A 15256-nucleotide genomic window follows, 5' to 3' on the forward strand; every position below is an offset into this window, starting at 1 on the left:
GAAAGCATACAGAAAACAAGCCCCGAAGGTGATCGACATCTTCGGGGCTTCGTTGTTTGGAGGAGTGAACTGCCTCCTCCAAACAACGAAGAATTTATTGATTTAATAATTGCTTAATGGCTTCGCCAGACCGGGTTTCAGTGCTATGGATCTTGCCGTAATCGAACAAAGCATCGAGTTCGTACGGTTGCAAGGACACTGCCGGGACAAAACGGTCGGAGGCAACATAGTTGCGAACCGATGCCAACAGTTGTTGCATGGCCGGGCGTTTCTCTATATCCTTAACCGGATCGACCGTGAGGACAAACAGCTTGCCGCTACCGACACGGGCTTCAAACGAGATACCGAGCTTGCGGTTGATCTCGTAGGTATCGACACTCTGGATAACGGGAGTCAAGGCACGCATATCGGTCAGGTCGACAGCCGTGGCGTAGTTCAGGATGTCCCACCACTGCCAGTCGGCATAGTAGGAGGTCGGGAAGTCACGGAAAACCGGGTGCCGGTGTTCGATGCGCGTTCCGACGATCATCGGGTTCCAGTTGAACATGATCGGGTTCCAGAAGTGGCTGGCGAAATGCGTCTTCCGTCCGGCGCAGCTATCCGGGATCAGCAGGACGTTCTCGCCTTTTTGAAGAAGTTCTTTCGCTTCGGTCCACCGGCGGACGTATTTGTAACCTTCGGACGCAGGCTGCTTGACGGCAGGATAGACCCAGATATCCCATTCGTTACGGATATTTCCGGCGATACGCGCTTTCAGGGTGTAGCGTCCGGCGGTCGTGATCTTGTCCAACGGGATATGGATACTACCTAAAGAATCGACCGTACTGAACGGGATTTCCTTATGGCTTAGCTTACCGCTTGCCGTAACATCTCCGCTTTCGCTTTCGAGTCGCCAGGCCAGTTGGCCTTTGCGGATCGCTTCGGGACCGAAATGATAGATACCCATCTTCGCGGTAAAGGTCTCCGCATTTGTATAGGTACGCTTCGGCAGACGCGCCAACAGGACGACCGGTCCACATGACTCGCGGTATTTCTCAGGGGTTACCAGCCCTTTGCTTTCCCAGAAAGCATCCAAGATACCGACAAAGGCGCTCCCTTGTCCGGGAAAATCCGAAAGACCGAGCAACTGGAAACCGCCGGAAGTAGAGGTACGCAACAAAGCTTCATTCACTTCCTTATATTGGAGGACGGTATGAGCGCCGGTGGCACGGAAGAAATCACCTGCCTGATGAAGCATGCCATTCTTGGCAAGCCGGTCTTGATAGACTTTGAAGTTGCGTGGTTCCAATATGCCTGTATATTTCTTCATCTCTTCGAAGTTGGGGTACATGCAACGCTGCCCCGTTTCGTGGGCGATGACCGGCACGTCGATGGCCGACTCTTCGCCGCGATCCCAGTCGGTAGAGGGTTTGCCTTCGTAGACGGTGATCCAGCGTTTGTTCTTTTCTCCGACATTGGCAGCCACGTGGGAAGTATAATACTGGTCAGACTTCACATGCGTGCGAGCCGTAGAGGCGGAATAGAGACGGCGGTTGTCGTGGGCCTGCCCTTTCTTCACGAGGTCTTCGAGGACAGCAAAGTCGCCTTCGTTCTCATTGCCATTGCAAAAGAGGATGAAGGAAGGGTGGTTGCCATATTCATCGAGGATAGCATACATCTCCTTCTCGAAGAAATCGCGGCGGGCGGGGTATTGCCCGACATCCTTGATCCACATCGGAAGTTCGACTTGCAGATACAGTCCCAATTCGTCTGCCGCATCGAAAGCAGCCTCCGGCGGACACCAGGAATGAAAGCGGACATGGTTCATACCGTAGTCTTTCACTGTATGAAAGATGCGTTTCCACTCCTTCACATCCGTAGCCGGATAGCCGGTGAGCGGAAAGACACAACAGTCCAGGACACCGCGCAGGTGGATGTCGCGACCGTTCACACGGATATGATGCCGGCCTTGTTCCACGCAGCGCATGCCGAAGGCAGACGTGTAAGTGTCCTCGCCTGCCTCCGTCGCAAGAGTAGCAGTCAAATCATATAAAGCGGGGGAAAACTCGTCCCACAGTTTCATATCCTTGCCTAAGACAAGCTCCTGCTCGATCTTGCCTTCTTTGCCGGAAAGAGATACGGGGACTACTGCCCGGCAGACTTCTTTACCGTCCTTCTTCCGGATACGGAGGGTGAGTTCTCCCTTTACCGGGTTCCCGGAAGCGTGGAGGGCGAGGTGTACATTTATCTTCTTCGCTTCGATATCGGGATAAATATCCATCTTCCCGATATAGCAAGACGGCTTGGCTATGAGTTCCATCCGGCCGACTACTCCGTTCCAGTTGGTTTGCGTGTATTCGGTCGTCCCGTGGTTCCACTGGTCCATCGGGTATTTCAGGCGGTTGTCTACACAGAGCGTCAGGGTGTGCAAGCCGGGTGTCAATTGTCTTGTCAAGGTAAAGCGGTTCGGGGTGGAAAGCCGTTCATCGGTCGCAACCGGTTCGCCATCCACAAAAACGGCTGTTTCCCAATGGCAACGTTCCAGCGAGAGGATGATTTCTCGTCCTTCCCATTCTTCGGGTATCACGACTTCACGCTGATACCACGCCTGTCCGCAATATTCGAACTTGCGGCTCAGGCGGTCCACATGTGCCACGATATTCCGGATCCCTTTGCCCCCTTCGTCCATAGAGCCGGGCAGTTCGATCGTTTCCGTCAGTTTACTCAAATACAATTCCGATCCGGGAGTCTTGCCGAATCCCATCGGATCCAGTTGGAAACGCCACAGCCCGGAAAGATCCATCCGGTCGGTCTGTGCCGCCTGAACTGTCAGGCAGGCAAACAGACCGATCAATAACATAGAGAGTCTTTTCATTCCTTGCTCCTATTTAGAGTACAATACGTCTTCTATTTTTAACTCCTGCGATGGGTTGAACGATCCGGATGCCATATATTCCAGAAGGCTCTGCCGGAACTGAGCTGCTGCCGGGCGTTTATCCAAATCGTTTTGCAGGTCGGCGCCACAAACCAACAGTTTGCCTTTTCCGACACGGGCTTCGTAGAGCATTCCGAGTTTGCGGTTCGTAAACCAGTCGTCGACGATATGGACGATCGGGCGGAAATCCTTCGGATAATCATCCAAGATCATGGCATCGCAACGGTTCATCAGATCCCACCATTGGTAATCGCTTACTCCCTCATTCGGGAAAGCGGCCAATGCCGGATGTTTCGGATCACAGCAGACGCCAAGCGTATGCGGAGCCTGCCCACGGGTCCAAGCCGTATTCCAGAAGATGCTGGAGAAGCCGACGGCTATGTCGCCTCCCTTTTCAGGCGGGACGGTCCCGTAGGTCAGCAGCAGGACGGATTCCCCTTTATCCAGTTTATCCTGCGCCGTACGGTCCAGGCGTGTCGTGATATACGGGAGATTATCGACCGTCTTTTTCACTGCCGGATAGACCCAGATATTCCACTGATTCCGTATATCCGTATCCCCAATTTGGACAGAGACAAGAAGTTGGGAAGGTTCTTTGATCTCAGAAAGGTCGCAGCCAATCGTCCCGGCCGGTAAGCAATTGCCGATGGGCAGCTCACGCGTGAAAGAACCTTCCTTCAAGACCTGTTTGTCCGCAGTCGAAAACGTCCAGCGGATCGTTGTTTCGGGAAGCGGCTTCTCGCCGAAGTGGGCTATTTCGAGCGGGACTTCCAGTTTCTCATTATTCAACCAGACCATTTTCGGGAAACGGGCCAGCGGAACAGTGCTGTTGCAGAACGTGCGGTATTCCTCACCCGTCACATACCCTTTATCGTCCCAGAAGGGGTCGAGCACACCTACCAGCGCCGTCCCCTGTCCGGGAAAATCGTGCAGGTCAAGCAGTTGAAATCCGGCAAAACCCGGCGTACGGAGAGCGGCTTCGATATCCGCCTTATAGCAGAGGGTCTGCAGACGCCCGGAAGCATAAAGGAATTTCTCTCCCATATCTTCCATGCCTTTATCGGCTAAAGTCTCCTTGAATATTTCCAGGTTTTTGGCTTTCAGCACGCCTGTATATTTCTCTATTTCCTTGAAGTTGGGGTAGACGCACCACTGCCCGATTTCGTGGCTGACGGTCGGCATGTTTGTCCGGATCTTGCCGGCAAAATCGTAATCCGTCCGGGGAGCCTCGCGGTTGATAATGCTGTTGATACCGGCCCCCCAAGCCTGTATGCGCGGGTCGGGAGTGTTCCAGTAGTCGGCATTCTCGACATACGGCCATCCGGCGGCACTGGAGTAGACACGGCGGGGATCTTTCTTCTTCCAATGATCGACCAGGCCGGAAAGATAGCGCACCTGGTCCGCCCCACCGGGTTCATTGCCGTAGACCATCATGCAGAAGGAAGGATGGTTGCCGTATTCTTCGAGGATGCGATCGCTCTCTTCCTTCAACCACCGGTCCTGCGGTTTGCCGCTCCCGACTTCCGCCCATCCGCCGCATTCCACTTGCAGGTAGATTCCCATACTGTCGGCCACATGGAAAGCGGCTTCCGGAGGACACCAGGAGTGGAAACGGACATGATTCAAGCCGTACTCCTTGCAGGTACGGTAGATCTTCGCCCAATAATCATTTTGCATGGCAGGATATCCTGTCAGCGGGAATATGCAGCATTCGAGCGTACCGCGTAGGAAGACGGGCTGCCCGTTGACCTCGAAACGCGTACCGTTTGCCTTGAACTCACGGAAACCGAAATCGCAGGCCTTTCTGTCAACCCCATCCGGCGACTGCAACAAGACATTCATCCTGTAGACATTCGGGGTATGCTCGGACCAGGTTTTTATCTCTTCTCCCATCTCTACAGTCGCTTCGATACAGTTATCCGAGTTTTTCGCATCGACTTCCACCTGTACAAATTCACCGACAGGTTTTCCAGAAGCGGTTTCCGCCTGCAAGGAAAGAATCGAATGGTCTTTACCGGCATTTCCAGCCAGCCGTATCTTCAATTTGGCCTGCTTTTTCTTCAGATCCGGATAGATTTGGACGGATTCGATATACCGGGAAGGCTTTGCCGACAGTTTGATGTCCCCGATAATTCCGTTCCAGTTGCTTTGCGTATGGTCGGAAACACTATGCGCATTTATTCCGACCTCTGCATAAAGGCGGTTATCCACGCGCAACGTGATCGTATGCTCTCCGGCTTGCAGGCCGTCTAAGACAAAGCGGTGGGGAGTCTGAAGGGAGTTCTGCCCCCCTACTCTCTTGCCATCCAGGAAAAGGGTAGTCTCCCAATGTGTCCGTTCGAGGCTAAGTACCACCGGACGGTTCTCCCAACCGGAAGGCACATTCACCTTCTTCCGATACCAGGCTGCACCTACATAATGCTTGTCCGGGTTCAGCCAGAAAGGCACCTTGATATTACCCGGTTGCCGGTACTTGGCATATTCGGGCGCATTATACCACGAGCTATCGACCACCTGTCCGGTCCACCGGGTGTCCAGACTGACCTCTTCGCCTTTTCCCTGCTCTTGTAATGAGCCCGGCAGACGGACAACGTCTGCCAAGTCTTTCTTCTGCCACTCCTGCCCTATTCCGGCATCTGCCGGGTCCAAAGCAAATTGCCACTCACCTGCCAGAGACAGTTCGGAAGACGTCTCCTTGCAGGACAGAAAGAATACCAGGCTTATCGAGGCCCAAAATAAAAAGATGTTCACCTGCTTCATAATCCTATCAGTTTAAGTAATTCATATATCAGTCCGTCCATTGCACTATATAAGGTTTCCGACCATTTTCAGATGTATCTGTACTCCCTGATGGTTATTATCCATCCCGGCGGCGATGTGGAAATAACGTTCCGCCTTGTCGAGGTTGCCGAGTCCGAGATGCCCCAACCCCATCAGGTAGTTGCAATGGATGCGGTTCTTCTTGTCCATGTCGTCTTCCCAAATCTGGAGATCGGGGAGCGAGACGGCGAAATAGTCCATCTTGAAGGTGTCGAACAAATGCTTTTCGCCAAAGTCGATCAGCCGGTTAAAGCGGCCGCGTGCCTCATCTTCACGTCCTAACTTACGGAGCGCCAGTCCCTGGTAGAAGATCTTATCCGGCTTCTGGTCGTTGTAGTACATGGCGGCTGCCGGCTGGCTATTCCCGGTGCTGGCGGCCAGGAACAGTTCGCGGGCCTCGGCTTCACGTCCCAATGCTTGCAAGGCACAGCCTTTGTAGTAATTGAAATCGTTCTCCTGGGCGCCATAGAGTTTCCCCTCGCCTAAGTTATGAGGATAGATGAAACATTCTTCGATCAAGTCCAATGCTTTTTGATTCTCTCCGGCTTTCAGGCAAGCTTTTACCAACTCGACACGTGCCAACTGATACTGTGCAGGGACTTTCCCTTCTCCCCCTTCCCAGGGATGGAAACGGCGGGCATCGATCATGCGGATCGCCTCTTCATAACGTCCCAACTGGTTCAGCAGGGTGACATATTCCAGATACAGGTCGTCGCGGGAGAAGGCGGTCTCCTTTACCAGGTCCAATACAGCCAGACGCTCGGCATGCGGCCGGTTCAAGCGTTTATAGAGCTGGTCGCATTCCATCAGGATACGGGCATCCCGTATATCCGCCTTAAACGCCCTTTCCAGTAAGGCCACCGCTTCCTGTTGTTTATTCAGCTTGTTGAAATAGGCTAAGGACAAGTTGCGGAGTGCTGTCGGGAAGGTATCGTCCAGCTCTATCGACTTCTCCCATTCGGCGATCGCTTCGGGATATTGGCGTTTGTCATACCACAGGTTGCCTAAGTAATAATGGGCCTTAGGCACGGCATCCGTAAACCGGATCACCGCTTGCAAAGCCGTGATCGCTTCGAGCGCATTCGGGAAACAGCAGTCAGCCGGCTGGTGCTCGGCAACGCAGATCGCCATTTCGGCCTCTTTCAAGCGCCCCAAGGATAATAGGAACCAACATTTATAATAATACAGCAATGTGCGTTCCGAGACAACTACTTCGAAAGCCGCCTCAACGACCTTCAGGGCTTCTTCGAAGCAGCCGGCAGAGGCATAGTCGAGCGATAATTCCTCGTAGTTATGCCCTTCCGAACGCATCCGTACGAGCAGGTCGTCCAAAACAGCCTTCTCGCCCGTCAACAGATACTCTTCAAAGCTACAGCCGAAGTTGAAGCGGTCGATCGCGAGGGATTCCCGGATCAGGGCCAACGCCTCGTCCGCCCGTCCGAGGTGACGGAGAACGACAGCCTTCAAATGGCGCCCGCGCAAGTTATGCCAGTTACGGAGCAGGGATTTATCTATTTCATACAATGCCTCCTCCCAATTGCCTTTCGAAGCGGACAGTTGAGCCAGCGAATAATACCCGGCATCCTGCCAGGCCGCATTCCAACAGGCTTTATAGAAACAGTCGTAGGCCTCATCCGTCTTACCCTGATATTTAAGCGACAATCCGAGATTATACAAAGGCTCGCCGTCATACGGGTTCGGGTTCTTTTCCGTCAGCGTCTTGACAGCACGGCGCAAATAAGGTTCGGCTTTTGCAAACTGCCCCTTACGGATCAGCCACAGCCCCATTGCGTTGTTGTTGCGGACATCGCCCGGATCACGGCTGAGCGCCTCCCGGTAATAATCGGTAGCGGAATAGGTGGCATGGCGGTATTGTTCGAGATGCAGGCCGGTCAGATAGAGTTGTTCCGTCGTCCGGATCTCTTTCGGATCGAGAGCCGCCTTTGCCGGTTCGGGAATATCTCTGACTTCATCGGGTTCCGGCTCCCAAGAGAGCAGGAGTTTTCCCTTAAGGGTATAAACCGATACCCTTAAGCCTGTAAATTCTACCCTTGGGAGCAGTTCTTCCAGGATGGCTTCCGGGGTGACGTCGCGGACAATATCCAATATCCGTTCTCCGGCTTTTGTGACCACGATATGCAACTCTTTTTGTGCAGAAGTGGCAAAGATCTTCAAGCGCAGCGCTTCTCCTTCCGGCTCGATATTCATCAGCAGGTCGGAAGAGGCGTTCTTGACGACTCCCAACTCCCGGTACGGCATAAAATACTGGGTGAAGGTCTTTTCTTCATACGGTTGCAGCCAGGTGAAATCCGGCTGGTTGTCGGTATAGACTCCCGTCATCAACTCGATATAAGGGCCGTCGGCATCCGTCAGGTTCCGGTCCCAGGCCTTCCCGAAATCACCGTTTCCCCAGGTCCATTGTTTCTTGCCCGGTGAGATATGGTGGTTGGCGACGTGCAGGACACCGGCACGGGTATCGTTTTCGTAACCGCCGACAAAATTGTATCGGGAACGGATCGCCATGTAGGACGTGGGGACGGGAATATTCTTATAGCGGGAGATATCGACACCTGCCGAATAATCCATCTTGTAATACGTTCCCGTAGCGATCGGATAACGCGAAACATCGCGTTTGCCATGATCGAACACGGCATTGACATCACCGGGAAAGACCGATTGGTACTGCTCGTTCACGGCAACCGCCGGATTCGCCCACCAGAGGAACGTCTGCGGGAGCGGAGTCGGATTATACACCTTGCCCTGTATTTCCAGGACCGCACGCCCCGGACGCAATGTAAACCCGGCCATCCCTTTCTGGTGGAACATCCGTTCCCTTTCGCTCACCCAGACGACCACACTGCCGTCCGGCTTTTTCTCGATCGAATAATCCACCGGAAGGAACGTGCTCGGACGGTGGTGCTGCGGCCAGTTGAACTCGATTCCCCCGGAGATCCAAGGCCCCGTCAGGCCGACCAAGGCCGGTTTGATCACATGGTTGTAATAGATGAAATGACGCTGCTTGATCTTGTCGTACGCCATCTGCACCCGCCCGCCGAGTTCCGGCAGGATCATTACCTTTATATATTCGTTTTCCAGATACACGGCGTGATAGGACTTGTTTTCACAGGTATCTTCGATCTTCTCGATCACAGGATAGGGATAGACCACCCCGCTGCTCCCCTGATACACGCGTTTTTCCAGGAACATCGGGTTCTTTTCCGGTTTACCGATGCCGTAGGTAGGGAGAAGGATGTCTTCTTCCCAGACTTTTACATTCTCTGCCATATTCTAAAGTTATTTCGTTAATTCTTTTTCCAGTTCTTCCAATGTCTTTCCTTTCGTCTCCGGCAGCTTGGCCCGTATGAAGAGGAAACCGGCGAGGCAGATTCCGCCATACAGCCAGAACGTGCCCGAAGCGCCGACCGCCTCGTTCAGGATCGGGAAGGTATAGGTCAGCACGAAGCAAGCCACCCAAAGGAAAAAGGTGGAGAGCGCCATCGCCATCCCGCGTATGCGGACGGGGAAGATCTCGGAGAGCACGACCCAGACCACCGGCGCCAGCGACATGGCATAGCAAGCGATCGCCAGCACGACCAGCAACAGCATCGGCCAACCGCTGATCCCCAGGAAATAGCACGTCCCGAGGATCGTATAGATCAAAGCCAACCCTGCCGAACCGACAAACATCAGCGTGCGACGCCCCCATTTATCGACCGTATAGATCGCAACAAACGTAAAGATCACATTCGTCACCCCTGTCACCACGATATTCATCAGGACATCGGACACGGCATAGCCGGCGGCCGAGAAGATTTCCTGCGCATAATTAAAGATCACATTAATCCCGCACCACTGTTGGAAGACAGCCAATACGATCCCGATCACCAGCACACCCCGCACACCGGGCTGCAACAACGCGCCCCAGTTGGCCTTTTCTTTCTTGTCTTCGTCCAACTGTCCCAGTTCGGAAAGCGTTTGCCGGGCATATTCCTCCCCACCGACACGCACCAGGATTTTACCGGCTTCGGCAGGCTGCCCCGCCATAGCTAACCAACGAGGGCTTTCGGGAATCACAAAGGAGAGGATAAAGAACACGCCTGCCGGAACCAGCTCCGCCCAGAACATCCAACGCCAGGCCCACTCGATACTTTCCGCGCTCAACGTCTCGCCGCCGGCCGTAAAATATTCGCCGATCTGCCAGTTCGCCAACTGCGCCATCAGGATACCCAACACGATCGTCAGCTGGTTGAGCGAAACAAACTTGCCGCGAACGGATGCCGGGGAAACCTCGGCTATATAAACCGGGGAGACATTCGAGGCGATACCGATACCGAAGCCTCCGACGATGCGATAGACGATAAACCAGGAGAAACGATCTACCGCCCCGGTCCCAACAGCCGAAGCCACAAAGAGGAAAGAGGCGGCAATCAGCATCTTCTTTCGCCCGTAACGATCGCTCCAGGCCCCCGAAAGCAAGGCTCCTGCCAGGCAGCCGACCAGTGCGCTGCTCATCGCCCAGCCGCGGAGGGCCGCCGAACCTTCCAGGTTGAAAAAGGGTTCATAAAATATCTTGGCGCCTCCGATCACCACCCAGTCGTAACCGAACAGCAATCCCCCCATTGCCGAGACGAGGCAGATCAATAACAAATAGCCTGTTGTTTGCTTCATGATAATTAGTTATTAAGTTTGCGGTAAATGATTAAGATACGGATGCAAAGTAAATGCCTTTTGCGGGAAGAATAAATAGATAAAAAATTGATAGAGATGGACGATCTTCCGATTTTAATCGTAAGTTTGCATCATTCCTAAATCGACGTATTATGATCAGAAGAAAAGACGGTTTCAGCGGGGAGCGGGCGCTTGTCCTTCCACAGCCCATCATCCACGAGATGGAGGAAGACCCTATTTCCTCCATTTTGCACATTACCGATATCGGATATTACCCGAAAGCGTGGCATCATTTCCGGGAACGGCAGGAGCCGATCACGCAGTTCGTCTTCATCTATTGCATAGAAGGATCGGGCTGGTTCCGGACGGAAGGGCAGGAATTCCAGGTGACCGCCAACCAATATTTCATCCTGCCGGCCGGGAAACCGCATGCCTACGGGGCCAACGAGGAGGACCCGTGGACGATCTACTGGATTCATTTTAAAGGAAAGCTGGCCCCCCATTTCTCCAGGCAGTGCACACGCCCGATAGAGATCAAACCGGGGATGCACTCCCGCATCAGCAACCGGATCGACATGTTCGAAGAGATACTCCGGACACTGGAAATGGGTTACAGCCATGAAAACCTATTATACGCCTGCTCCATCTTCTACCACTACCTCGGAACATTGCGCTATTTGCAACAGTACCGTGACGCCGCCCGCCACGAACCGGAAAAGAACGATATCGTGACGGCTGCCATCCATTTCATGAAGGAGAACATCGAGAAAAAGCTGACGTTGCAGGAGATCGCCGCCCACACAGGCTATTCGTCCTCCCACTTCTCCGTCCTGTTCAGCCAGCGGACAGGTTACGCGCCGCTGGCCTACTTCAACCAACTGAAGATACAGCAAGCCTGCCGGCTTTTAGACTTCACCGACATGAAGGTGAACCAGGTCTGCTATAAGATCGGCATCGAAGACACCTATTACTTCTCCCGCCTCTTCAGCAAGATCATGGGGATGCCGCCGCGGGAGTACAAGAAGATGAAGAAAGGGTGATTACCAATAATACCCCTCCATAATCTCCTTCATCCGGGGAGTCGCCGCGTCGGTATCGCCAACCTCGCGCTGCAATTGCAACAGCTCGCGTTTCATCTTCTCGATTTCCCCGGCATAGGTAGGGGAACCGTAGGCATTATGGTTTTCGTGCGGGTCGGCGAGCAGGTCGTAAAATTCCCATGATGGCGTGACGGGAGCCTTATCCGAGCCGGTCGCATTCAGCGGATCGCCGTAGAGGAACATCAGTTTATAGCGATGGTTGCGGATGCCCATGTGGGCGGGACGGATCTTATGGTGCGTCCAGTAGCGGTAGTACATGGACTGCCGCCAGTCGCGCGGAGTCTCGCCTTTCAGGTTGTCGCGGAAGCTGCGGCCTTCGCTGCACGACGGAGCGTTCACTCCGGCATAGTCGGCCAGCGTGGCGGCAAAGTCAGTGTTGAGGATGATGTCGGCGTTGCGCGTCCCGGCGGGGATCTCCTTCGGGTAGCGGATGACGAAAGGCATACGGAGCGGTTCCTCGAACATCATGCGTTTGTCGAACATGCCGTGTTCACCGAGGAAATAGCCTTGGTCGGAGACATAGACCACGATCGTGTTCTCGGCCAGCCCTTCCTCATCGAGGAAACGCAGCAGGCGGCCGATATTGTCGTCGATGGCCGCCCCGCAACGCAGGTAGTCGCGAATCAACTTCTGATAGATCTTCCGGCGTGCCTCTTCCTTGCTCATCCCTTCTATGGAGAAAGGCAGTTCGGGATACTTGCACCACCACGAATCCGGATCTTTCGACGCGATGCCCCACCGGCGTGCCATGTCCTCCAACGGCTGTCCGGGGAAGGTACGCCCGGACTCTTCCGGCCCGAACTCCATCATATTGGCCGGTTCGGGGAATGTAACCCCGTCATAAATATGCGCCAGCCGTTCGGGGAAATCCCACGGCTCGTGCGTCGCCTTGAAATGGCAGCACATCATGAAGGGCTGGTCCTTATCGCGCGAACGGATCCACCGGATCGTCTTGTCGGTCACCAGGTCGGTCGAGAAGCCTTTCTCCACCTTGCCGCTCTTGCCCTGATCGTCGTCCACCCAGCCTTCGGCGGTCTTGAACAGCGGGTCCCAATATTCTCCCTGGTCGTGGAAAACACAGAAGTAATCGAAGCCGGAAGGTTGTTTCTTCAGATGCCATTTGCCGATCAGTGCGGTCTGGTAGCCGCCTTGCTGCATCTGCTTGGCGATATTGTCCGCCATCGGGTCAAGCCCGTCTTCAAGCGTGTAAACCCCGTTATGATGGCTGTAGGCGCCTGTCATGATCGCAGCGCGGCTGGGCGCGGAGATCGAGTTCGTGCAGAAGCAGTTGTCGAGCACGCACCCCTCGGCCGCCAGGCGGCGGATATTCTCATTCTTCACATACTCGCTCAGGATTCCTCCGTATATGCCCCACGCCTGCGACGTGTGGTCGTCGGAGAGGATGAAAAGGATGTTCGGGCGTTCGCCGGCCGTTTCCGCTTTGCCGGCAGCCGACACCGGGGAGGCTGTCGCCAGGAGGCCGGCTCCGATGATAAGTTGATTCAATGTTTTCATGGCATGTCTTTTGTTTTTCCCTGCAAAAGTAACGAATTTAAATAATGTGCCGATGGCAAGGATGCTCGGACGAAGAAAAAAAATCCGACAACAAATAAAAATCAAGACAAAACTGAAATGTTCCGGAATAAACCCTACCTTTAGCAACAGATTTATCAGAAAAAAGACAAATATGTTTACATCGACCATGACAGACGAAGAGATCCGCCACGAAGCGTTGCTGGATTTCCTGGAAATAAAGACAAAGCTGCAATATGGCTTGCAGGATTTCGCCCAAACACAACGACACAAACAAGCGATCCACTCCGTCGTGCAAAGCAGGACGTGCCGGACGCGCCGCCACAACAATTGGGAAGTGCGCTTCTTCGTCCATTCTCGCAAGCCAAACGGAGGCATGATCTATGGTTACCTCATCTACCTCCCGCTACAGAAAGGAGAACAAGTCTATTATCTCTTCCTGAAAGATACCACAGAGTTTATACTCGAGATAGTAACCCCTCATCTCTTGCAACGATACAAGGAACGTTACATCGAACCTAACAATATCAACTTGGGCTGGATGCCTTTGGCTGTCTACTTCCAACGATACACGACGGACATGAAAAAGACGAATTTCACTCCCCCAAACTGGACTGCTGAAGAATTCAAGACCAAGAAAGTCTGGATTTCAGATCAAGGACTGATCGTCACCGAGGAAAAAGGCGATATGCGCACGTTTATCACATTCCTCGACCAAGAGAGCCTGTCGCAATATAAGGCGCTCGTGTATGAAGAAGAATCGCTCCTCCGAAAATTCAAAGAAATCGGGCTATACCTCGACAAAGACTTTGACACTTACATAAACAAGGCCGAAGCCTTGTTCAACACCCCCAACGCCAGAAAAATCTGGGAACGGCATCTTAGGAGAGCCGCCAACCGCTTCCTACCCGATTATGAGGAGCAAATCCAAAAAGGAATCGAACACTGGGATACAATGCAAAAAATACTCCAGGATTCGCTGGACCAAAAAAAGGAATCGAACAAGTTACTCCGCGAAATGCAACAAGGCATTGTCCTGCCTCCCGATTTCTTTCAAAAGATGCTGAAGGCGATAGCGGAGGCTTCGGAACTTCCCGAAAACCCGGAAAATGATTTTTGAAGCTTCCGGAAACTTCCGAAAGTCCGAAAAATCATTTTTCAAGGCGGCGGAAGTTCCCGAAAGCTCCGAAAATCGTTTTTCAAACCGCCGGAAAGTTCCGAAAGCCTGAAAAATCATTTTTGAAGACGGCGGAAAGCTCCGGAAGCTTCAAAAATCATTTTCCGGGATTCCGGGAACTTCCGAAAAGATATTTATTTTATTCATACCATAAATTTATCACCATGAAACAGATTAATTTGAAATTTGATCTTTCACGTGCCCGCAACGCCGAGCACTACCAGTTCCACTCCGACATCCTGCGTATCATCACCCTCGATTTCGCTTCCGAACAGGGAATCGAAACGTTGCGCACCCCCTACCAGGAACTGTTCGACACGGAAAACACCTGCTACCTGCGCAATGCCAAGTTGCAAGACACGCCGGAGGTCGAAGCAGCCGACAAAACGCGCGACAACCTTTTCCTGTATGTTTCGCAAACCATCACGACCGGACTCCTGTGCCCGATCGAGGCGACTGCCACAGCCGCCAAACGGCTGGACTATCATTTGGCGCCTTACAAAGACGCACCTCGTCTGACCTACGCCGCCAACACGGCTGCCGTGACGGACTTCGTCGACAAAATGCAGCAGGAAGGCATCAAAGAGGATGTCGCCACGCTCGGCCTGACAGCCGTCATTACGCAATTGGGTGAAGCGAACAAGGCCTTCAACGACCTCTACAGCGGGCGGTCCGCCGAAGTCCTCGCACGTACCACTTCGGACAATATGAAGTCGATCCGCCCCAAAGTGGACGATGCTTACAAGGAACTGGCATCGGCCGTCAACGCCCTCTACCAGGTCAATTTCCTGGTAACGAAAAGCAGTGACAAGGAAACCTCCATCGGCGCGGTCATCGATGAGGTGAACGCCATCATCCTCCAATTGCAAAACACGCTTTCACGCGCCGGCGTCGGCCCGAAACCCAATTTCACCCCTGCCGACAAGCAGGAACCTTCCACCCCTTCGGGCGGCGGCGAGGAAGAAAGGCCGGGAGAGTTGTAAAAAAGGAGGGAGGTGTGTCAAAACTCCTTTATCACGATCTTTAAGGCACGGATTACGCGGA

The 15256-nt window shown here is 53.4% G+C and carries 8 protein-coding genes; 3 read left to right on the forward strand and 5 right to left on the reverse strand.

Annotated features, from left to right (window positions below; genetic code table 11):
- Positions 1–94 precede the first annotated feature (94 nt).
- The 4 genes from RDN79_RS17850 to RDN79_RS17865 are packed head-to-tail and all read right to left on the reverse strand — an operon-like array spanning position 95 to position 10402.
- A complete protein-coding gene (locus tag RDN79_RS17850; RefSeq protein ID WP_374044530.1) occupies positions 95–2854 on the reverse strand; it encodes a sugar-binding domain-containing protein in 2760 nt (919 codons plus the stop codon).
- Positions 2855–2863: 9 nt separating this feature from the next.
- Complete coding sequence (locus RDN79_RS17855) at positions 2864–5674, reverse strand: sugar-binding domain-containing protein (RefSeq protein ID WP_298550973.1); 2811 nt, start codon at positions 5672–5674, stop codon at positions 2864–2866.
- A 45-nt stretch (positions 5675–5719) separates the two neighbouring features.
- Entirely contained in the window at positions 5720–9019 is a 3300-nt protein-coding gene (locus tag RDN79_RS17860; RefSeq protein ID WP_298550975.1) for a DUF5107 domain-containing protein, read from the reverse strand.
- 9 nt (positions 9020–9028) lie between these two features.
- The gene (locus tag RDN79_RS17865) at positions 9029–10402 is read right to left on the reverse strand and encodes a sugar porter family MFS transporter (protein WP_298550977.1); all 1374 of its coding nucleotides are present in this window, start codon (positions 10400–10402) and stop codon (positions 9029–9031) included.
- 152 nt (positions 10403–10554) lie between these two features.
- On the opposite strand from RDN79_RS17865, the gene RDN79_RS17870 reads away from it, so the two are divergent.
- Positions 10555–11442 carry an AraC family transcriptional regulator gene (locus tag RDN79_RS17870; protein WP_298550978.1) on the forward strand — a complete coding sequence of 296 codons (888 nt, stop codon included), beginning with the start codon at positions 10555–10557 and terminating at the stop codon, positions 11440–11442.
- Here RDN79_RS17870 and RDN79_RS17875 read toward each other — a convergent pair whose 3' ends face one another.
- Complete coding sequence (locus tag RDN79_RS17875) at positions 11443–13017, reverse strand: sulfatase (protein WP_298550980.1); 1575 nt, start codon at positions 13015–13017, stop codon at positions 11443–11445. It abuts the gene before it with no gap.
- A 172-nt stretch (positions 13018–13189) separates the two neighbouring features.
- Here RDN79_RS17875 and RDN79_RS17880 point away from each other — a divergent pair, with 172 nt between their 5' ends.
- Both RDN79_RS17880 and RDN79_RS17885 read left to right on the forward strand, forming a co-directional pair.
- Complete coding sequence (locus tag RDN79_RS17880; RefSeq protein ID WP_298550982.1) at positions 13190–14155, forward strand: hypothetical protein; 966 nt, start codon at positions 13190–13192, stop codon at positions 14153–14155.
- A gap of 221 nt (positions 14156–14376) precedes the next feature.
- A complete protein-coding gene (locus RDN79_RS17885) occupies positions 14377–15195 on the forward strand; it encodes a DUF6261 family protein (protein ID WP_298550984.1) in 819 nt (272 codons plus the stop codon).
- The last annotated feature ends 61 nt before the right edge of the window (positions 15196–15256 follow it).

The sequence above is a fragment of the uncultured Parabacteroides sp. genome (genome assembly GCF_902493135.1).
GTDB lineage: Bacteria > Bacteroidota > Bacteroidia > Bacteroidales > Tannerellaceae > Parabacteroides.